14 protein-coding genes and 1 tRNA gene are annotated in these 20,981 nt (G+C 70.9%); 8 read left to right on the forward strand and 7 right to left on the reverse strand.

Features of this window, described 5'->3' with window-relative positions; genetic code table 11:
* Positions 1-29: 29 nt before the first annotated feature.
* Entirely contained in the window at positions 30-638 is a 609-nt protein-coding gene (locus WMF12_RS03055; RefSeq protein WP_012233257.1) for a response regulator, read from the reverse strand.
* Positions 639-1,095: 457 nt separating this feature from the next.
* On the opposite strand from WMF12_RS03055, the gene WMF12_RS03060 reads away from it, so the two are divergent.
* Positions 1,096-1,169: transfer RNA gene (locus WMF12_RS03060), tRNA-Pro, on the forward strand.
* Between the two features lie 218 nt (positions 1,170-1,387).
* Here the strand turns inward: WMF12_RS03060 and WMF12_RS03065 are convergent.
* The 6 genes from WMF12_RS03065 to WMF12_RS03090 form a co-directional block, all read right to left on the reverse strand.
* A complete protein-coding gene (locus tag WMF12_RS03065; RefSeq protein ID WP_437863963.1) occupies positions 1,388-4,135 on the reverse strand; it encodes an ATP-binding protein in 2,748 nt (915 codons plus the stop codon).
* 294 nt (positions 4,136-4,429) lie between these two features.
* The gene (locus tag WMF12_RS03070) at positions 4,430-5,401 is read right to left on the reverse strand and encodes an electron transfer flavoprotein subunit alpha/FixB family protein (RefSeq protein WP_437744122.1); all 972 of its coding nucleotides are present in this window, start codon (positions 5,399-5,401) and stop codon (positions 4,430-4,432) included.
* Positions 5,402-5,506: 105 nt separating this feature from the next.
* On the reverse strand, positions 5,507-6,334 hold the full coding sequence (locus WMF12_RS03075) for an electron transfer flavoprotein subunit beta/FixA family protein (protein WP_437744123.1): 828 nt from the start codon (positions 6,332-6,334) through the stop codon (positions 5,507-5,509).
* 544 nt (positions 6,335-6,878) lie between these two features.
* Complete coding sequence (locus WMF12_RS03080; protein WP_437744125.1) at positions 6,879-7,694, reverse strand: hypothetical protein; 816 nt, start codon at positions 7,692-7,694, stop codon at positions 6,879-6,881.
* A 267-nt stretch (positions 7,695-7,961) separates the two neighbouring features.
* A complete protein-coding gene (locus WMF12_RS03085) occupies positions 7,962-8,585 on the reverse strand; it encodes a sigma-70 family RNA polymerase sigma factor (protein WP_437864002.1) in 624 nt (207 codons plus the stop codon).
* A gap of 62 nt (positions 8,586-8,647) precedes the next feature.
* The gene (locus WMF12_RS03090; RefSeq protein ID WP_437864012.1) at positions 8,648-8,968 is read right to left on the reverse strand and encodes a hypothetical protein; all 321 of its coding nucleotides are present in this window, start codon (positions 8,966-8,968) and stop codon (positions 8,648-8,650) included.
* Between the two features lie 280 nt (positions 8,969-9,248).
* Between WMF12_RS03090 and WMF12_RS03095 the strand changes: the two genes are divergently transcribed.
* The 7 genes from WMF12_RS03095 to WMF12_RS03125 all read left to right on the forward strand — a co-directional run bounded on the left by WMF12_RS03095 (position 9,249) and on the right by WMF12_RS03125 (position 20,239).
* On the forward strand, positions 9,249-10,484 hold the full coding sequence (locus WMF12_RS03095; RefSeq protein ID WP_437864031.1) for a serine/threonine-protein kinase: 1,236 nt from the start codon (positions 9,249-9,251) through the stop codon (positions 10,482-10,484).
* Positions 10,484-13,192, forward strand: a complete 2,709-nt coding sequence (locus tag WMF12_RS03100; protein ID WP_437864054.1) for a protein kinase domain-containing protein — start codon at positions 10,484-10,486, stop codon at positions 13,190-13,192. The genes WMF12_RS03095 and WMF12_RS03100 overlap by 1 nt, the downstream gene beginning before the upstream one ends.
* Positions 13,193-13,216: 24 nt before the next feature.
* On the forward strand, positions 13,217-14,404 hold the full coding sequence (locus WMF12_RS03105; protein ID WP_437864061.1) for a hypothetical protein: 1,188 nt from the start codon (positions 13,217-13,219) through the stop codon (positions 14,402-14,404).
* A gap of 41 nt (positions 14,405-14,445) precedes the next feature.
* Complete coding sequence (locus tag WMF12_RS03110; protein WP_437864071.1) at positions 14,446-15,522, forward strand: PEGA domain-containing protein; 1,077 nt, start codon at positions 14,446-14,448, stop codon at positions 15,520-15,522.
* A gap of 131 nt (positions 15,523-15,653) precedes the next feature.
* Positions 15,654-17,132, forward strand: a complete 1,479-nt coding sequence (locus WMF12_RS03115; RefSeq protein ID WP_437864080.1) for a hypothetical protein — start codon at positions 15,654-15,656, stop codon at positions 17,130-17,132.
* A 579-nt stretch (positions 17,133-17,711) separates the two neighbouring features.
* Positions 17,712-18,644 carry a PEGA domain-containing protein gene (locus WMF12_RS03120; RefSeq protein WP_437864089.1) on the forward strand — a complete coding sequence of 311 codons (933 nt, stop codon included), beginning with the start codon at positions 17,712-17,714 and terminating at the stop codon, positions 18,642-18,644.
* Between the two features lie 122 nt (positions 18,645-18,766).
* On the forward strand, positions 18,767-20,239 hold the full coding sequence (locus tag WMF12_RS03125) for a hypothetical protein (protein ID WP_437864098.1): 1,473 nt from the start codon (positions 18,767-18,769) through the stop codon (positions 20,237-20,239).
* The last annotated feature ends 742 nt before the right edge of the window (positions 20,240-20,981 follow it).

Genomic DNA, 20,981 nt, shown 5'->3' on the forward strand with positions numbered 1-20,981 from the left:
GGGCCAGGCGTCGCCGCTCGGCGAGCGGATCAGTAGTGGCCGAAGAGGTCCTGGATGCGCGACTCGAGCGCGACCGCGATCTTGTAGAGCGACGAGATGGACGCCGACGACTCGGCGCGCTCGATCTGCGACAGCAGCGACACGCTGAGCCCCGTGCGGCGCGCCATCTGCTTCAGCGTGAGGTCCTTGTCCTTGCGGAGGTTCCTGATCGTGTCGCCGATGACGCGGTGGAGCTGCTCCTCGGGCGTGCGCGCGAGGCCCTTCTTGCGCATGACGCGGGCGAGCACCTCGCGGAACTCGTCCACGTTGAACGGCTTCTTGATGTAGTCGACCGCGTCGAGCTTCATAGACGCGACGGCGCTCTCGAGGTTGGGGAAGCCGGTGAAGATGACGACGGCGATGTCGTTGTCGACCTTGCGGATGCGCTTGAGCACCTCGATGCCGTCGAGCTTCGGCATCATCAGGTCGAGGATGATGAGGTGATAGCCGCCCGTGCGGACCTCTTCCTCCACGGTCGTGGGGTCGCCCAGCGTCTTGACCTGGTACCCGTCGCGCTCGAGAAGCGTCTGCATGTAGTCACAGATCGCGCGGTCGTCGTCGACGATCAGAATGCGTACAGCGGGAAGCTCAATTGCCACCTGTTCCTCCTCTCACGTCACGACCGCCGGAGCCGGCCGGTCGCCCTGGTCCGTTCTGGAAGGGGCCGCCCGTGCGGTCCCCTGCTCAAGTTGCGCGAGCAGGGGGCGAGGCCCTCACCGGCGCACCAGACGCCTCGCTCTCTGCTTCCTTTCGGCAACATCGGGATTCCAGTGACACTTTAACACGGCCTGAGCAAGTCAGGACGGGACATTTTTCTTGCGCTCCCACGATTCTTGGCTTCGTGAAACGTCCGGGGCGCCGGGGCGACCCCGAAGTGAGCGAATTCTTGCCACTTTTTGTCATCTGACGGTCATGTGGTGCGCGGGCGCTCCCGGGGATGCCGTGCGAGCCCGCGGTGCAGCGGTGGAGCCCTGATCATTTCGTATTGACAAGCGGCTCGCTCTTGGCGATGTTGCGCGCCCGCTGTTCAGCGGGCGTTGCTCTTGGGGCAGCGAACGGGGCGTAGCGCAGCCTGGTAGCGCACTCGGTTCGGGACCGAGGAGTCGGAGGTTCAAATCCTCTCGCCCCGACTCAGTTCATCTGGGGATCCACGAAGGGCGGCCTGATGGCCGCCCTTCGTCGTTCGGGCCTGCCGACGGGAAGACGGGGAGCGGGGGGGGCTTCCTGGCCGTGGGCGTCTACGTGGACGTCTGGCCGTTTACGTCCACGTCCACGACCACGACCACGACCACGTTGACGTCCACGACCACGTTGACGTCCACGTTGGGGGGCGTGGTCGGGGGCGGTCCTAGCCGGTGCGGCCCGCCAGGTTGGCGATCACGGCCGCTAGCTCCGACGCCTCGATCGGCTTGGGCACGTGCGACTGGAACCCGGCCAGCAGCGCGCGTGTACGGTCCTGGGCGCTCGCGTACGCGGTCAGCGCCGCGGCGGGGATGCGCCCTCCCTGCTCGGGGCTCTGCGCGCGCAGGCGCCGGATCAGGCTGTAGCCGTCCTCCCCGGGCATCCCGAGATCGCTCAGGATCACGTCGGGCTTCTCGCGCTCGATCGCGGACAGCGCCTCGTCGACCGTCGCGACCGCGGTGATGCTCGCCCCCTTGCGCTCCAGCACCGTGGTCACGAGCTCCCGCGCGTCCGGCTCGTCGTCGACCATCAGCACCCGGACGCCCTGGAGCGTCGGCTCCAGCTCGTTGGACAGGGGGACCAGCCCGTCGGCCCTCCGGAGCGCCGCGATGGCGCCCCGGGGCGCGAGCGGGATGTCCACCGTGAACGTCGCGCCCTTGCCGTCCCCGGCGCTCTCCGCCTTCACGGTGCCGCCGTGGAGCTCGATGAGGTGGCGGGCGATCGCAAGGCCGAGCCCGAGCCCGCTGTGCGGCCGCGTGCTCGTGCTGTCGGCCTGGCGGAAGCGGTCGAACACGTACGGCAGGAACTCCGGCACGATGCCCTGGCCCGTGTCGCTCACCTGGATGCGGGCCAGGCCCTCGGCCCTGCCGAGCTGGATCGAGACCTTGCCGCCGCGCGGGGTGAACTTGATCGCGTTCGACAGGAGGTTCCACACCACCTGCTGCAGCCGCGTCTGGTCGCCGGAGATCGGCCCCGCGTTCGGGTCGAGCTGCACGAGCAGCTCGATCCCCTTCGCGTCCGCGCCGTGGCGGACCGCGTCGATGGCGGCGTTGATGATCGGCGGCAGGTCGACCAGCATCACGTCGAGCCGCAGCTTGCCGGTGATGATGCGGGAGGCGTCGAGGAGGTCCTCGACGAGCTGCGCCTGGAGCGTGCCGTTGCGCTCGATCGCCTCCAGCGCGCGGACGTGCGTGTCCGGCTTCAGCGAGCCCTGCCGCAGCATGCGCGCCCAGCCGAGGATCGCGGTGAGCGGGGTCCTGAGCTCGTGCGAGAGCGTCGCGAGGAACTCGTCCTTGGCGCGGTTGACCTGCTGCGACTCGCGGTAGAGCTGGGCGTTGTCGAGCGCGAGCGCGGCGAAGTTGCAGAGCTCCTCGGCGAGCGCGAGATCCTCGACGGTGTAGCGCCGGCTCGGCTCGGTCGAGAGCAGCGTGATCGCCCCGCGCGTCCGGTCCCGGGCGCGCAGCGGCACGATCATCGCCGAGCGGACGCCGAGCTCCCGGAGCAGCGCGAGGTACGCCGGGTCGTGCGCGCCGGACCAGCACTCGTTGCCGGGCTTCAGCGACGCGGCGCGCTGCCACGCCATGCCCTCGACCTCGGGGAGCAGGAGCGACTCGCCGCACCGGAGCACCGCGTGCACCGCGCGCGGCACCTCGGGATCCGTCGGGTAGCGGGCCGGGAGATCCCGCCCCAGCGCCTTCTTCGTGTCGCTCGCGTGCACGGCCGCGAGCCGGCCCAGCGAGCCGTCCGGCTCGACGATGTCCACCACCGTGGCGTCGGCGATGTGCGGCACCGCGAGGCGGGCGACGTTGGCCAGCGTGCTCTCGTAGTCGAGGCCCGACAGCGCGAGCTGCCGGCTCGCCTCGCCGATGAAGTAGCGCCGCTTGTCGGCGAGCCGCTTCTCGGTCACGTCGCGGAAGACCAGCACGAGCCCGACGAGCTCGCCCTCCTCGCTCCGGATCGGCGCGCCGTTCGAGTCGATCGCGAGCTCCGAGCCGTCCTTGCGCAGCAGCAGCGTGGTGTCGTCGAGCCCGATGATGCCGCCGTGGCGCAGCACCTCGGTGACGGGGTTGTCGAGGTCGTGGCGCGTCTGCTCGGAGATGATCCGGAAGACATCGGACAGGCGGCGGTCCTTCGCCTCGTCGAGCGTCCAGCCGGTCAGCGTCTCGGCCACGGCGTTCATGAAGTCGATCCGCCCGGTGCCGTCGGTCGAGATCACCGCGTCGCCGATGCTCTTCAGGGTGGTCGAGAACTTGGTCTTGCTGACCCGGAGGTCCGCCTCGAGCTGCTTGAACTGGGTGATGTCGGCGAAGATGGACACCGCGCCGAGCATCTCGCCCTCCGGCGAGAAGAGCGGCGCGCAGCTGCCGAGCAGCATCCCGTGGGTGCCGTCGAAGCGCTGGAAGTGGATCTCCTCCGCGGGGACGGTCTCCCTGCGCGACAGGCACCGCGCCATCGACCAGTCGCCGCCCTCGAACGGCCGCCCGTCGGGGTGGAACGCGCGGTAGCGCCCCCAGCCCTCGACGTTCTCGGCGGTGGAGCTGCCGGCCCAGATCCGCTCGGAGGCGCGGTTCTGGAGGATCAGCTTGCCCTGGCTGTCGGAGACGATGATGCCGTGCGGGCTCTCGCTGAGGAGCGCGTCGAGGAGCCCGCGCTCGTGCTGGGTGATCACGCGCAGCCGCTCGACCTCGCGGCGCAGCGCCTCGATCTCCGTGTCGACCGGCGGCACCGACGCCGCGAGCGGCGTGAGCTCGAAGGAGGCGCTCGCGGTCGGATCGAGGCTCACGATCGCGCGGTCGATCTCCATGACCGTCGGGCCGATGAGCCGCCGCTGCTCCGTGGTCGTGGCCGTGTCGTACAGCAATGCCCGCGCCTGCGCGAGCGCCGCGACGATCGGCATGTCCGGGCGTTCGGGCATAGAGCTCAAGGGATCCCACGGCCGCAGGACGCGAACAAGATGCTACGTGCGCGACCTGACACGGAAATCGCGCCCGTGAACGTGAACTTCTCGCTGGACGGACTCATCCGGTGAGCCGGGGTACGCTCGCATCGCTGGAGGGCGGACGAGGTGCACCCCGGCGGGGTCGGTTGTGCTGGTCGCGTCGGTTGTGGTGGCCGCGTCGGTCGCGTCGGTCGCGTCGGTCGCGTCGGTCGCGTCCGTTGCGTTGGTTGCGTCGGCCGTCTCGGTCGCGCGAGGACGGTCGCGCGAAGATCAGCTGCGGGCTGCCTGGATCTGCTTCACGAGCTCGGGCACGGTCGCGAAGAGATCGGCGACCAGGCCGTAGTCGGCGACCTGGAAGATGGGCGCGTCGGCGTCCTTGTTGATGGCGACGATGACCTTCGAGCCCTTCATCCCGGCGAGGTGCTGGATGGCGCCCGAGATGCCGACGGCGACGTAGAGCGAGGGGGCGACGACCTTGCCCGTCTGGCCGACCTGGAGGTCGCTGGCGGCGTAGCCGGCGTCGCACGCGGCGCGGCTGGCGCCGACGGCGGCGCCGAGGACGTCGGCGAGCGGGTCGAGGACCTCGTTGAAGCGCTCCTTCAGGGCGCGGCCGCCGGAGACGACGACCTTGGCCTCGGTGAGCTCGGGGCGCTCGCTCTTCACCTGGTCGAAGGAGACGAACTCGACGCGCTCGGCCGCCGCGCTCGGCGGGACGACCGCGACCTGCTCGATCGGCGACGTCGACCCGGTGGGCTCGGCGGCGGCGAACGCGCTCTGGCGGACGCTCACGACCTGGACGGGGGTCGAGACGGTGCAGACGCCGTACGCGTTGCCGGCGTACATGGGGCGCTTGTACTTGAGCTTGCCCCCCTCGGGGAGGAGCTCGGAGATGTCGCTCGCGAACCCTGCCGAGAGCCGCGCCGCGACGCGCGGGAGCAGGTCCTTGCCGTAGGCGCTCGCGGTGCCCACGACGACGGCGGCGCCCTTGGCGGCCGCCGCGACGGTCGGCACGTAGCGCTCGGCGACGTAGTCCTTCAGCGAGCTCGCCTGGGCGACGAGCACCTTGGCCGCGCCGAGCGTCGCCGCCTCGGCGGCCGCGTCGCCGAGGGCGTCGCCGATCACGAGGATCGAGTACGTCCCGCCGAGCGCCGCCGCCGCCTGCCTCGCGAACGTGACAGCGGAGTGGGTCGTCTTCTTCAGCTTTCCATCGGCGGCCTCGGCCACCACGAGAACGTCAGCCATGATCCCTCCTGCACGACCCGCCGCTGCGGGTCGGGGTCCGCGTCGGCGGCACCCTCGATGTCTTCGACCTCTTGTCGCGTCCGGTCTTGTCCCTGCTGCGTCCTGTCAGATGGCCTTCGCCTCGTTCTTGAGGCGCGAGACGAGCTCGCTGACGTCCTTCACCTTGATGCCCGCCTTGCGCGCGGGGGGCGGCTGGAACGCGCTGTACTGGACCTTGAGCGCCTGGTCCGCGGCGAGGTCGGCGAGCTTCACCTCGGCGAGGGGCTTCTTCTTGGCGGCCATGATCGCGGGGAGCGCCGCGAAGCGGACGCCGTCGTTGTACTTGAACGCGGGCGCCGTCTTCTGGGAGTAGACGCTGGTCGGCGCCACGATGCGCAGGTCGACGGTGACGACGGCCGGCAGGCGCACGCGGAGGGTGGAGACGCCGCCGTCGACCTCGCGGCCGACGAGGAGCGCGCCCTTCTCTTCCTTGATGGTCGCGGCGAACGTGGCGAGCGGCCAGTCGAGCAGCTCGGCGAGGATCTGGCCGACCTGGTTGGAGTCACCGTCGACGGCCTGCTTGCCCATCAGCACGACGTCGGGCTTCTCGCGCTCGACGAGCGTCTTGAGGGCGCGGGCCACGAGGTCGCCGTCGAGCTTGTCGTCGGTGACGTCGACCCGGATGGCCTTGTCGGCGCCGGTGGCGAGCGCGGCGCGGAGGGTCTGCTCGGTCTCCTTCGGTCCGAAGGTGACGACGACGACCTCGCCCGCCCGCGTCTTCGGCGCCTTGCCGTCCTCGGTCAGGCGGAGCGCCGCTTCGAGCGCGTACTCGTCGAACGGGTTCGGCTTCCACTCGAGCCCGGTCGTCTCGATTTTGTCCCCGGAAGCGGGGATCTTCACCTTGTTCGCGTTATCCGGATCGGCGACGCGCTTGAGCGGAACGAGGATCTTCACGGCTCGGTGGCTCCTGTTGCTGTGTGGTAACGCAGAGCGTAGTCCGCCTCGGCAAGGACGCGCCACGCCTGCGGCAGCCGGGCCGGCGGCCCCATGCGTGGACCCGGCGCGCGCGGCTGAAACAGCACGCCCGAGGCGGAGGGAGCCGGTCATGGCAGCGCCGACGTGGTGCGTCAAGCAGACGCGACGGCCTATTCGAAGGGCGCGAGCCATTGTGAGGGGTCTCGCGGAGCGGGAGAGGCGAGGTGATCCATTGTGAGGGGATGGCGGAGGGGGTTCGTAACGGATGCGATCCGTTGCGAGGGGGGTGGCGGAGGGGGTTGGTGACGGATCGAGTCAGTCAGCGGGGCCCGGCGGAGGGGGTTGGTGACGGATCGAGTCAGTCAGCAGGGCCCGGCGGAGAGGGGGCGTGACGGATCGAGTCAGCCCGGAGGGCCCGGCGGAGGGGGGTGGTTAACGGATCGAGTCAGCCCGGAGGGCCCGGCGGAGGGGGGTGGTTAACGGATCGAGTCAGCCCGGAGGGCCCGGCGGAGGGGCGGCCCCGTCAATCCACGCCGGTCGCCGGGGCTCCCTCGTCGATCGCTTTCTCGCCGGCGTCGGACGGCGCGCCGCCTTCCACGTCGGTCTCCTCCTTGCCGCCCGAGCGCCGGCGCTCGGCCTTGGCCGTCTCCCGCTGGAGCGGCGCGAGCAGCCGGCGCGCCGTCTCCTCGCCGGCCTCCTCGAGCTCCAGCATCTGGAGGACGCTGCGCACCACCTTGATCCAGCGGTTGCGCGCCCGGAGTTGCCCGCCGGGCGACTCGGCCGCTCCCGGCCGGTCCTCCGCCGAAAGGTGGATCCGCTGCGCGTCGAGCTTGCCGAGCTCGTCGCCCGCGGCGAACCACGCCTGCACCGCCTTGAGCAGGTTGCCCCCCGGCGTCGGCAGCGCCCGGAGCGCCGCCTTGGACTCCGGCGTCAGCCGGTCGCGCGCGAGCTTCACCTCGCCGGCCTCATCGCTGTAGCTCGCCCCGATGAACTTGAGCCCATCCGCGAAGAGCTGATCGCGAATCTCGAGGTAGATCGCCGCGTCCTCGGGCTCGTCGGCCAGATCGGCGAAGCCGGTGAGCACCGCATGGGCGCCGCGGGCCTTGCGATCATGGATCTGATCGGTCGCGACCAGCTTTTGCTGGATCTCGGAGATCTGGTCGTCCGCCTTCTTCTGCCGCCGGTGCGACTTCAAGACGCCTTCGTGCGCCTCCTCGATATCGTCGATGAGCGGGGCACACCGCTTCAGCGACACGAGGCGCGGCCTTTCGCGCTCCGGGTCGAGCCAGGCGCCGGTGATCTGGACCATTTGGCGAGGAGAGAGGTCTTTGAGGGCCATGGTGCCTCCTTGGTTGTCCTCCGGCGACGCGCCGGGGAATGCACCATTCGTCAAGCTCTCAGTCCGGATGGGCATTGTAAAGCCGCTTTTGCGCGGCGCGAGATTTCGAGTCGGCCCGCGGCGCGTCCGGGAGGGGCGCCGCGGCTCAATTACGGCTCGATTACTGCTGATTCGCGGCTCAAGAGGGGCTCAAGAGGGGAGGACGGTGTTATCGCCTGTAATTGCCTTTTGCTCCGGAAGCTCGGGTGGTCCGGCGCGGAGGTCCCTTCAGGTCCCGTCGCTCGGCGGCGGCTCCTCGACGTGGCTCGCCTGCAGATCGCCCCGGAGCCGCCTGCGCAGGTGCTCGTCCATGCGCATGGCGTGCTTCTCGTGGACGCCGAGCTCGGCCGCGACCTTGGCCCAGGAGAGGTCTTGCCAGTACCGGAGCTCGATGAGGCGCGCCTCCCGCTCCTCGAGGCCGCGGAGCGCGATCCCGAGCGCCTCGAAGGCGCGTGTGCGCGTGAGCGCGTCCTCGGGGCGCGCCTTGAGCCGCTCGCCGGTGTGCGCGACGAAGCGCGCGAAGGCGAGCGCGCGGCACGGCTCCAGGAGCTGGCTCCGCGCGTCGGCGTCGTCGTCGCCGAACGGGTCGCTCGTGTCGCGCACCGACTCGGCCGCATCGAGGAAGGCGTCGAGCCCGGCGCGCTGGAACGACGCCTCGCGGGTGATCAGGCGGATGACGGCGCCGGCGACCCGCTTCCAGGCATAGACGCTGAACGGGACGCCGCGGGTCGGGTCGTATCCGGGGCTGGCCTCCAGGAGCGCCTGATAGGCCGCCTGCTCGCAATCTTCGAGGCGCTGGGACGTCCGCACGCCATGGACCTGCGCGGTCGTGCGCGCCACGTGGCGGGCCATGGGCAGCGCCTCCAGCACGCGCTCCTGGTCAGGGAGAGGTGGAGACGGGCGCTGGCCGCGGGTCACCGCCGCCCACCGAAGGTGCCGTCGCGGCGCGCCGCCGCCTCGCCAGCCGCGGGCCCGCCGGCGCCCGAGGCGTCGCGTGCGACCTCGCCGCTCTCGGAGGGGACCGGAGGCCTGGCCCGCAAGCGGTCGTAGAGCGGCGCGGCGACGGGGTGCGTCTTGATGAAGATCGTGAGGAGCCTGCGGTAGTCCTCGAGCTCCTCGGGGGAGAGCGCGCCGAGGTACGGGCCGAGCGCGTCGGCGAGGCAGGCCTCCAGGAGGGGATCGGCGCCGCCGGGCGGCTCCAGCGCGTCGGGCTCGTCGGAAGCGTCGTGCGTCATGGTGACCTCGAGCAGAGGGGGCCCGCGTGCGGCGCCCGTTCCTTCTCCTAAATCACTGCTAAGGGGGCGTTTCAGACAAGGAAAGCGACGCGCGGGGATCTTTTGTCCGCGCCCGGCGGCGGGGCCAGGTCGGGCGCGGGCCGGAGGCCTGGGCCGAGGTCCCGGTGGGCTGGCAACACCTTGATTTGATGTAGGTTTTCATGAATCGACGCGGGGGGGTGCATTTTCTTTGTCTGAACCGGCCCCCTGGTCGTGATTTCCATCTCAGGAGACCTCGCTGGTGGAACGCCGCACCACAGACGGCTCAGGGCGCTCGGGTGGCGCCTGGGATGTGCTGGAAGGAACGCCGTACCGGGCGGTCCGGGTGCTCGGGCGTGGGGGCATGGGGGAGGTCGTCGAGGCGGAGCACCGCGCGCTCCGGAAGCGGGTCGTCGTGAAGCTCGTCCGCCGCGCGCTGGCGCATGATCCGCGGTTCGCGGACCGGCTGCAGGTGGAGGCGCGGGCGCTGGCGGCGGTGTCGTCGCCGCACGTGGTGTCGGTGCTCGATCTGGGACAGACGCCGTCGGGGCGCCCGTACTTCGTGATGGAGCGGCTTCGAGGGACGACGCTGGGGGAGGAGCTCGAGCGGCGCGGTCCGCTGCCGGTGGCCGAGGCGATCGATCTGGTGCGGCAGGTGCTGGCGGGGCTCGCGGCGGCGCACCGGGTGGGGCTGGTCCACCGCGACGTGAAGCTCGACAACGTGTTCCTGTGCGCGCCGGGGGCGGCGGCGCCGGGCGACGCCCGGGTCGCGAAGGTGCTCGACTTCGGCGTCGCAAAGGTGCTCGACGGCGCCGTCGCCGAGGCGGCGCCGGGGGCGGAGCCGTCGGCGTCCGTGCCCGCGCCGGCGTATCCGACCGAGGCCGGGCTGCTGGTGGGGACGCCGCGGACGGCCTCGCCGGAGCAGGCGCAGTGCCAGCCGGTGGACGCGCGGGCGGACGTGTATGCGGTCGGGCTGCTGATGTATACGCTGGTTGTGGGGCACGGTCCGTTCGCCCATGTCGAGGACGCGCTGGCGCTGCTGCGCGCGCACGTCGTGGAGACGCCGGCGCCGCCGTCGCGGTACGCGGCGCAGCGGATCCCGGCGGCGCTGGACCGGGCGGTGCTGAAGGCGCTGGCGAAGCGCCCGGAGGAGCGGTTTCAGAGCGCCGAGGCGTTCGCGGCGGAGCTGGGGCGGATCGGGGCGGAGCTGGGGCGGATCGGGGCGGAGCTGGGGGTGGTGGAAGGGCCGGGCGGGGCGGGGGCGTGGGGAGGAGCGGGGCGGGTGCCGGAGGCGCAGGCGGGATGGGGGCCGCAGAGCAGGACGTGGTTCGAGGCGAGGCCGGAGGGGAGCAGCAGGGCGGGTGCCGGCGCGGGCGTGGCGGTGGAGGCGGGGGCGGCGCCGGTGGACGCGCGGCTGTTCGCGGGGCTGACGCTGGCGAGCACGGTGGTGTTCTCGGTGCTGGCGGCGCTGGTGCTGCGCGGGATGGGGGTCCTGTGATGGCGCGGGAGGCGCTGAAGGCCGGGGACGTGTTCCTGGACTACCGGATCACGGAGGTGATCGACGCGGGTGGGATGGGGGAAGTGTACCGGGCGGTGGAGGACTACTCGGAGGATGTCGTGGCGATCAAGTGCATGCTGCCACGGCACCTGAAGAGAGAGGACTTCGCGAGGCGGTTCCGGCAGGAGTGCAAGTTCTATCCGAAGCTGAAGCACCCGAACATCGTGCGGATGAGGAAAGCCGGGGTGTCGCCAGACCACGTGGCGTACATCGTGATGAATTACCTCGAGGGGAGGACGCTGAGGAAGCTGCTGAACAAGGCGTACCGTCTCGACTTCCTGAGCGCGATGCACGTGATGCTGCAGGTGGCGGACGCGATGACGTTCGTGCACTCGAAGGGGATATGGCACCGCGACCTGAAGCCCGAGAACATCATGGTCGGGACGAAGGCGGACGCGAAAGGGCACGTGTGGCTGCTCGACTTCGGGATAGCGAAGTTCGCGGACGGCGGGATGAACACCGATGATCTGCCGGACGTGGGGACGGTCAGGTACATCTCGCCGGAGCAGGTGAAGATGCTGTACACGAGCTCGCGGAAAGCCGAGCGCGTGGAACGGGCGAGGCCGGATGGGCGTACGGACATCTACGCGTTCGGTGCGATCTTTTATGAGGTGCTGACGGGGAAGCACCTGTTCCTGGACGACAGCGAGCCGGCGACGGCGGAGGAGACGCTGACAGGGCACCTCGTGGCGGCGCCGGAGCCGGTGCACGAGATCGTGCCGGATTGCCCGGAGTTCGTGTGGCCTGTGGTGGCGCGGTGCATCGCGATCGACCGGGAGGAGCGGTATCCGAGGTTCGACGACGTGGCGCGGGACCTGCGGGGGCTCTTGAGAGAGACGGTGCCGGCGGGGCACGTGCTGGCGCAGCGGCTGGCGCGGGAGCGGATGGAGGCGGAGCGGCAGGCGGCGTTCGCGGGGGTGGCGCTGGAGGACAGCGCGCCGGTGGACGACGAGAAGGGCGCAGCGGGCGAGGAGGAGACGGAGGAGGCGGGGCAGGAGGGCCGGATGCAGCGAGGGAGCGCGGAGGGCGAGAAGCGGGCGCGGCGTGTGGTGCACGTGGAGACGGCGCCGCTGGAGCAGTTCGTTGCGCCGGCGAGCGCGCTGCCGTTCGCGCCGGCGTCGAGGCTGCCGCGGGGGCGGGGGGTGGGGCATACGGAGCCGCTGCCGGCGCTGAAGCCGCTGGAGTCGACCGCGAAGCTCGGGGGGACGTGGGCGGAGCGGATGGCGCAGCGGACGGGGTCGCCGGCGATGCCGCAGGTGCAGGCCGGGGTGCAGGGGTATGGGGGGCCGTCGCCGATGCCGCAGGTGCAGGCCGGGGTGCAGGGGTATGGGGGGCCGTCGCCGTTGCCGCAGTCGCCTGCGGGGGCGCAGGGGTATGGGGGGCCGTCGCCGTTGCCGCAGTCGTACGGTGGGCCGCCGCCGCTGCCGCAGTCGTACGGCGGGCCGCAGTCGCCCGCGGGGGCGCCGGGGCATGGTGGGTCGGCGCCGTTGGCGCAGTCGTATGCAGGCCCGCCGCCGCTTCCGCAGTCGTACGGTGGGCCGCAGTCGTATGCAGGACCGCCGCCGCTGCCGCAGTCGTACGGTGGGCCGGCGTCGCCTGCGGGGGCGCCGGGGCATGGTGGGTCGGCGCCGTTGGCGCAGTCGTATGCAGGACCGCCGCCGCTTCCGCAGTCGTACGGTGGGCCGCAGTCGTACGCAGGCCCGCCGCCGCTGCCGCAGTCGTACGGTGGGCCGGCGTCGCCTGCGGGGGCGCCGGGGCATGGTGGGTCGGCGCCGTTGCCGGTGATCGAGACGCAGCACGCCACGTCATGGCGAGAGGCGCAGCGAGCGGCACCGCAACCGCCGCAGGAGTTGGAGCTGCCGTACGTGACACCACAGCTCTCGGCGATGGATCTGCCGCGAGCGGGAGTGCCGCTGCCGGTCGCGGCGCGGCCAGCGGAGCCGAGCTCGGTGACCGCACCGAGTGCCGGACCGGCGGAGTCGTTGCGGAAAGAGACGCCGATGACGGCGGCTCCGGCGGCGCTGCTCACGCAGCGGCGGCGCGCGCCGCGGGCCTACGTGCTGGCGCCGCTGGTGGCGCTGGCGCTCACGCTGGGAGGCGTGGGCGTGGTGCTGGCGCTCCGCTCGGCGCGCGACACGGCGCCGGCACCGGTGACAGGAGAGCCGGCGGCCTCGGCGGCGCCGGTCGAGAGCGCGACGGCGAGCGCAGCGGCGGCGAGCGCAGCGACAGCAAGCGCAGCGCGGACAGCGGTCGCGCCAGCGCCGCCGCCACCCGAGGCGAGCCCCGCTGCGCCCGCGCCGGAGGCGACGGCGAGCGCGGCGGCGGCGAGCACGGCCGAGGCGGCGGTGGAGGCCGGAGCAGCGGAGAAGGCAGGGGCGGCAGCGGCCGCCGAGGCGCCTGCTCCCAAGGAGCAACCGGCGGCGGCGAAGGAGCAGGCGGTGGCGAACGCCGCGCCTGTGAAGGCAGCACCGGCCGCGACGGACGACGACGAGGACTTCTACCCGATGCCGAAGCGGCAGAAGTCATCGTTTTTGCGGGTGATCGAGGAGCGGAAGAAGGCGGCGCCGGCCAAGGCGGCAGCGCCAGCGCAAACAGGGGGCACGAAGCCAGCCAAGCCGTGCCCTGCGGTGGGATGCAGGCCGTTCTAGTCGCTGAGGAGAGAGGTCTTCGAGATGGGCAGCAACAAGGACAGCGACGACATTCGGCAGTACCTGCCGGATCTGGAGAGCATCCGGCGCGAGGCGGATCCCGAGGTGGCCGAGCGGAAGCTGCAGCAGGCGCTGAACAACCCGGAGCTGGACCGGGCGCTGTCGGAGATGCAGCAGCAGAAGCCGACGGGGCAGCCGCTGTTCCAGTTCCCGGTGGTGCCGGCGCTGCCCAAGGAGCGAACGGGACCTCCGCCGCTGCCAGGGCAAGCGGTGCCGCCGCCGTATCCGGCGCAAGCGGTGCCGCCGCCGTATCCGGCGCAAGCGGTGCCGCCGCCGTATCCGGCGCAAGCGGTGCCGCCGCCGTATCCGGCGCAAGCGGGGCGAACTCCGCTGCCGGTGCAGGCGGTACCGCCGCCATTTTCGGCGAAGGCGCCGCAGCAGGCAGCGCCGCACGGAGTGGTCGCGCAGCAGCACGGAGTGGTCGCGCAGCAGCACGGAGTGGTCGCGCAGCAGCACGGGGCGGTCGCGCAGCAGCACGGGGCGGCGTTGCCGGGAGCAGCGGTGCCGCTTCAGGGCGCGACGGCAACGCAGCGTGCGCCGGTGCAGCAGGGGCCGCAGGTGACGCAGCGTGTGCCGTTATACGGGGGCGCGGCGGCTCCGCAGGGCGCGCCGGTGCAGCCGGGAGCGATGGCGCAGAGCCAGTGGGCGGACCGTGCGCTGCCGCCGATCGACAAGGCGCTGCTGCCGTCGTCGTTGCTGCCGGTGACGCCGCCGCCGGTGGTGACGCCGAAGCCGCCGCCTGCAGCGCACGCGGCGGGAGGGCGTCGACCCTGGATGCCGACGTGGCTCATGGTGGTGCTCGCAGTGCTCGCGGTGAGCATGCCGTTCGTGCTGGCGATGCTCCTGCGGCGACAGACGCCGCCGAAAGAGCAGGAGCCGGCGCTGCCGCCGAGCGGGGCGCCAGCGCATAGCACGCAGGCGCCGCCGGAAGCCTCGGAGCTGTTGCCGCCGGTGGCGCCGGCACCGCCGGAGGCGGTCGAGCCAAGCCTCGACGACACCGCGTCCGCGAGCCAACCGCCAGCGCCGCCAGCGCCGCCACCGCCAGTGTCGCCTGTGCCTGCGCGGCCGACGCACGCAGCGCCGCACGTTCCGCAGGCGCCCGTCGCGCCTGCGCCCACCGAGAAGCCGCTCGCCGATGACGTGATGGAGTGAAACCGCGTGGAGCCATGATGATGAACTGCCGATCCCTTGCTGTGTTGTTCAGTGCCGCGACGCTGATCGCCGTCCCTGAGATCGCTGCCGCGCAGCCCGCCACGCCGCAGGCCGCGCCCGCCAACGCCGACGCGGTGACACGTGCCGATGCGTCCTATCGACGAGGGCTGCGCCTCTACTCGGACAAGAAGTACGTGGAGGCGGAGGCTGAGCTGCAGTCTGCGTGGGAGCTGAACCCGACGTTCGACGTGGCGTACAACCTCGGGAACACGAAGTACCAGCTGAAGAAGTACCGAGAAGCAGCGGAGCATCTGTCGTTCGCGCTGAGGAACTGGCCGCTGGTCAAGACGGTGGCGAAGCTGAAGCCGACGGCGGAGCAGCGGCTGGCGGAGTCGCGAGCGCAGGTGGGTGCGCTGAGGGTGACGGTCAGCGCGGCGGGGGCGGAAGTGCTTGTAGACGGCAAGGCCGTGGGCCGAGCGCCGCTGGAAGGAGAGGTGTTCGTCGAGCCAGGGGAGCACCGGGTAGAGGCGAGGCTGGAGGGGTACGCGCCGGTGAGCCAGACGGTGAAGAGCGCCAAGGGAGAGACGACGGACGCGGGGCTGGCGATGGTGCCGGTGAAGAGCGAGGCGCAGGTGGCGGGCGCGATGGCGGAGGGGGGGATGGGCGCGGCGGGCGTGGGGGTCGGCGGGCCGGTGGTGGAGCAGCTGCCACCGGGGCCGGTGGAGCCGCCGCCGAAGAAGAACTGGGGGCCGGTGATCGCGCTGGGCGCGGCGAGCGCGGTGGCGCTTGGCGTGGGGATCGGGACGACGGTGGCGTCGAACAACGCGAGCGCGGATGGGCGCGCGCAAGCGGATGCGATCCTCAAGGCGGGGGGCGGCTGCCCGGATGCACCGGCCGCATACAGTCAAGCGTGCTCTGATCTCCGGTCGACGGCTTCGCGGGTCGATACCTTCGCGCATGCAGCCACCGTGGCGTACACGGCGTCGGGTGTGCTGGCAATTGCAGCCGTCACCTACGCGCTATGGCCGCGCTCGGGGGCCAAGGCGTCAGGCAAGGTGCGTGTCCTGCCCGAGACGCACGTCGGTTACCGCGGGATTGTGGTGCAGGGGGCATGGTGAAGAGCCGACACGAGGATACGATGATGAGGAATCGATTTCGCTGGCAGCTGTGCTCCTTGGGGATTGTCGTTTGTGTTGCCAGTTGCGACACGGTGTGGAGCAATGTCGCGGAGGATTGCGAGTTTACACTCATGTGTGACCACCACCGCGGGTTGTGGAATGGCACCGGAGGTGGGCCGAACCCCGGGTGCGAGGCAGATCCGACCCAGGACGCGAGCACGGTGACGGACGACTGCGCGGTGTTCGCGAGCGCGACGGCAGAGGCGGGAGGAAACGGGACGAAGGCGAAGCCGTACGCGTCGCTCGGGGAGGCGGTGGTGAACGCGGGGAACAAGCGGGTGCTTGCGTGCGCGACCGAGCCGTTCACGGAGAGCGTGAGGATCGAGGCCGGGGTGGAGGTGATAGGGGGCTTCGACTGCGAGGCGGGGTGGACGTGGAGCGAAGAAGCGCGGAGCGCGATCGATGCGCCTGCGAACCAGATCGCGCTCACGGTGTCGGAGGCCGCGAGCGGGGCGAAGGTGCGGAGCTTCGCGGTGCGCGCTGCGAGCGCGACGGAGCGGGGCGGATCGTCGATCGGCGTGGCGGTGGCGGACGTCGAGGCGGAACTGGCGCAGGTGGAGGTGACGGCGGGAGACGGAATGGCTGGGGAGGACGGCACGACGCCGACGGAGGCGCCGCAGGCGGGGGCGGGCGCGTCGACTGTGGTGCCAGAGGCGTGCGATGCGCCGAACACAGTGTTTGGCGGAGAGCCAGGCGTGACGACGTGCGAGGACGGCGAGACGCGCGGCGGCGCCGGTGGGCCCGGCGGGATAACGGGGACCGACGAGGGCAACGGGCAGAAGGGTGTAGATGGAGCGCCGTTGCCGGAGCCGAACCCGAACAACTACGGACTGGGCGGTCCTGGGCAGACGGATGCAGCAGGAATTTGTAGGCGTGGCGAAGACGGGGGGCCAGGAGCCGTCGGCCGTCTCGGTGACGCGGGGAGCGGCACCGAGCTGACGCTGTCTGGCATCGCGGGAGGCGACGGAGCCAATGGTGGAACGGGGAAGAAGGGTCAAGGGGGAGGAGGTGGAGGGGGAGCGAAGGCGGGCGTGTTCTGCCAGGGGGCAGGCGGGACCAAGGTGGACGGCGTGGGCGCGAGCGGTGGCGGCGGTGGCGCCGGCGGTTGTGGCGGGAAGGGCGGCGGCGGCGGCAAGGCGGGCGGTTCGAGCATCGGGATCGTGAGCCTGGGAACGAAGCTTGTGCTGATCGACGTCACCGTGATGGTGGGCAAGGCGGGCAAGGGGGGCAACGGAGCCGGTGGGCTAGGTGGCGCGCTTGGCGGCAGCGGCGCAATCGGTGGAACGCCGTCGCCTCTTGGCGGCTCGGCCGGCTGCGATGGCGGACGAGGCGGTCAAGGAGGCATGGGCGGCGCCGGAGCAGGCGGTCGAGGCGGTCATGCGGTGGGGCTTGCATTCGCGGTGCCGCCGGGCGCTGCCGTAACACTGGCGAACTTCGTGGCGGGGACAGCAGGCGAGGGCGGAGGCACGGCGCCGATGGGAAATGTCGGTGAGATGGGCGTGAGCGGAGAATGTTGGGACTTCACGGGCAATGCGAGCTGCGGTCAGTGAAGGTCGACGATGGCGGAGATGGATTGAGAAATTCAGAGAGCTGAACGGAATGCATATGTGTGACTGACGAGCGCGGTGCTCCGTGAGCAGCTGAGCTGAAGGAGGAGACAAGAAATGAATGGACGCACCCCGCGCTGGGGTGGTAGGGACTCTTTTGTCGCGGAGACGCGGCACGGTGGGCTGCCCGGCGCTGAAAACTTCACCACCCTGGAGTGGACTGCAAGAGGCGCGGGCGGAGGAACCGATGATCTGCTGACTGCTTCTGCGTCGGGCCGAAAACCCGGATACCAACCTACGGTCGCTAAAGGCAGCCCGGCAGCAGATCGCTTTTGCGCCGCGTCGGAGCATTGCGGTGCCGTGGCGGCGGGGCAGAGGCGCCGTGGCGCTGGAACAGGAGCCGCCGTTGCAAGCGAGACCCCTCCCGTCCCGCGCGCGGCGCGGGACATGGGAGGGGCGGACCGCGCGCAGGCCCGCAGGGCCGAGCACGGGCCGGGGGTGGGCAGCTATGTTTTCGCGGCAGTTCTGTGCTGTGCGCCTGCGCGTGTGGGTTGGTGCCAAGAGCGCGGCTCATCGACGGCGATGGCGTCGAGGAAGTACGTGGAGGCGGAGGCTGAGCTGCAGTCTGCGTGGGAGCTGAACCCGACGTTCGACGTGGCGTACAACCTCGGGAACACGAAGTACCAGCTGAAGAAGTACCGAGAAGCAGCGGAGCATCTGTCGTTCGCGCTGAGGAACTGGCCGCTGGTCAAGACGGTGGCGAAGCTGAAGCCGACGGCGGAGCAGCGGCTGGCGGAGTCGCGAGCGCAGGTGGGTGCGCTGAGGGTGACGGTCAGCGCGGCGGGGGCGGAAGTGCTTGTAGACGGCAAGGCCGTGGGCCGAGCGCCGCTGGAAGGAGAGGTGTTCGTCGAGCCAGGGGAGCACCGGGTAGAGGCGAGGCTGGAGGGGTACGCGCCGGTGAGCCAGACGGTGAAGAGCGCCAAGGGAGAGACGACGGACGCGGGGCTGGCGATGGTGCCGGTGAAGAGCGAGGCGCAGGTGGCGGGCGCGAAGACGGAGGGAGGCGCGGCGGGAGCGGGGGTTGTGGGGCTCGTGGCGGGGCAGCCGGCGGTGCCGGTGGAGCCGCCGCCGAAGAAGAACTGGGTGCCGGTGATAGCGCTGGGCGCGGCGAGCGTGGTGGGGCTCGGAGTGGGGATCGGGATGACGGTGGCGAGGAACAGCGCGCACGATGACGCACGCTCCAAAGGCGAAGTGATCCTTCGAGCCGGCGGAGAATGCGCGACACCCTCGGCTACGTTCGTCAAGCCATGCGAAGAGCTTCAGAGTATCGGCTCTCGAGGCGCGACGTTGGGCGACGCTGCGCGAGTAGCCTACATCGCATCGGGAGCGCTGGCGATCGCTGCGGTGACATATGTCTTATGGCCTCGACCGAAAGCGACAACGATGGAGCGCGTTCGCGCATTGCCCCGGGTGCAGACAGGTAGTGTTGGAGTCGATGTGTTGGGTGCGTGGTGAGCTCGAGCGAAGGAACAACGACCATGGGCCGAAGGTGTTGGATCGTAGCAGGCTTGGGACTCGCCACGGCAGTTTGCGGGTGCAGCGGGTTCTGGGACAATATGGATGAGGATTGCGAGCTGATGCTGACGTGCGATCACTTCGCATCCGGAGGTACTGGCGGCAGTCCGCCGAACCCCGCGTGTGAGGCGGATCCGACGAAGGACGCGAGCACGGTGACGGACGAGTGCGCGGTGTTCGTGAGCGCGACGGCGGAAGCGGGGGGAGACGGGACAAAGGCGAAGCCATACGCGTCGCTCGGGGAAGCGGTCGCGAAGGCGGACGGCAAGCGGGTACTCGCGTGCACGAGCGAGCCGTTCGCCGAGAGCGTGACAATTGAGGCAGGGATCGAGGTGATCGGGGGATTCGACTGCGAGGCGGAGTGGACGTGGAGCGATGCGGCGCGGAGCACGATCGAGGCGCCCGCGAACCAGATCGCGCTCACGGTGTCGGAGGCCGCGAGCGGAGCGAAGTTGTGGAGCTTCGCGATCCGCGCTGCGAGCGCGACGGAACTGGGCGGGTCGTCGATCGGCGTGGCGGTGGCGGATATCGAGGCGGAACTGGCGCAGGTGGATGTGACCGCGGGCGACGGGATGGCCGGCGTAAACGGCGAGACGCCGACGGCGGCGTCGCAGGCGGGGGCGAGCGCGTCGGAGATGGTGTCGGATGCGTGCGAGGTCGTCTTCGGCGGCGAGCCCGGCGTGACGATGTGCCAGGACGGCGAGACGCGCGGCGGCACCGGTGGACTCGGCGGTACCACGGGTACCGACGAGGGCAACGGGCAGAAGGGTACGGATGGTGCGCCGCTTCTGGACCCGAACCCAGAGAAGTATGGCATCGGCGGCGCTGGGCAAACCGACGTCGCGGGCAACTGCCGGCGGGGTGAAGATGGCACGCCAGGAACTCTCGGCGGTTCCGGCGAGGCCGGTAGTGCGACGACGCTGACGCTGGCGGGCATCACGGGCGGCGACGGTGGCAACGGCGGAACTGGGACGCGAGGTCAAGGGGGAGGTGGCGGCGGAGGCGCGAAAGCAGGGCTGTTCTGCGGGCCCGTCGCGAACCCGCTGGATGGCCCCGGCGCCAGTGGTGGCGGAGGCGGAGCCGGCGGCTGCGGAGGCAACGGCGGCGGTGGCGGGAAGGCGGGCGGGTCAAGCATCGGGATCGTGAGCCTGGGGACGAAGCTTGTGCTGACGGAGGTGACGGTCGCGGTCGGCAAGGCGGGGAAGGGTGGACAGGGCGCCAGCGGAAGACGCGGCGCTGATGGAGGCATGGGCGCGACTGGAGGTACCGCCTCGGAGAACGTGGACTCCGTCCCCGGCTGCGACGGGGGCAAAGGCGGTCGAGGCGGTCCCGGCGGTCCCGGCGGAGGCGGTCGAGGCGGCCATGCAGTCGGTATCGCGTATGCGGCGGCGCCGAGCAGTCCGGTGGAACTGAAGGACTTCACGGCGGGTACAGCGGGTGAGGGTGGCATCGGGGGCCCGGATGGCAACGCCGGTAACCCGGGGACAACGGGGGCGTGCTGGGACTTCACGGGCAATGCGAGCTGCGGGCAGTGAAGTGAGCCGAGATGTGAGCTGTGACGTTGGATGAGAATTTCGTCGAGCTGAACGTAATGCGGACGAACGACTGACGAGCGCGTTGAACCGTGATCAGCTGAGCTGAAAGAGGAGACAGAAAATGGTTGGATGCACCCCGCGCCGGGGTGATAGGGACTCTTTTGTCGCGGAGACGCGGCACGGTGGGCTGCCCGGCGCTGACAACTTCACCACCTTGGAGTGGACTGCCGGAGGCGCGGGCGGAAGAACCGTAGATCTGCTGAGTCCTTCTGCGTCGGGCCGCGAACCTGGATGTGATCCGACGGTTGCTGAAGGCAGCCCGGCAGCAGGTTGCTTTTGCGCGGCGAGAGAACTGCGCGGTGCCGTAGCGGTGGGACGGAGGCGTGGTTTCGCTGGCACCCGAACTGCCGTAGCTGGTGAGACACGGCGCTAGCGAAGAACGAGGCGTCGACAGCCCCGGGGGCGACGACGGAGGGGGCAGGGAGCGCGACAAGTGCGGGGATCGTCGTGGCGGTGGCGGGGCCGCCGGCGGTGCTCGTGGAGCCGCGGCTGCCGCCGGACAAGAGGAATTGGGTGCCGGTGATCACGCTGGGAGCGGCCAGTGCGGTGTGGCTCGGCGTGGGGATCGGGATGACGGTGGCGTCGAGAAATGCGCGGAGCGAAGCGGATGCGCAGCGCGCTGCGATCCTGTCGCAGGGGCCTGGGTGCGTTCACGTGCCGAGCGATGTTGCGAGTGCGTGCA

This window comes from Sorangium sp. So ce363, assembly GCF_051520435.1.
In the GTDB taxonomy this organism is placed as follows: Bacteria; Myxococcota_A; Polyangia; order Polyangiales; family Polyangiaceae; genus Sorangium; species Sorangium cellulosum_B.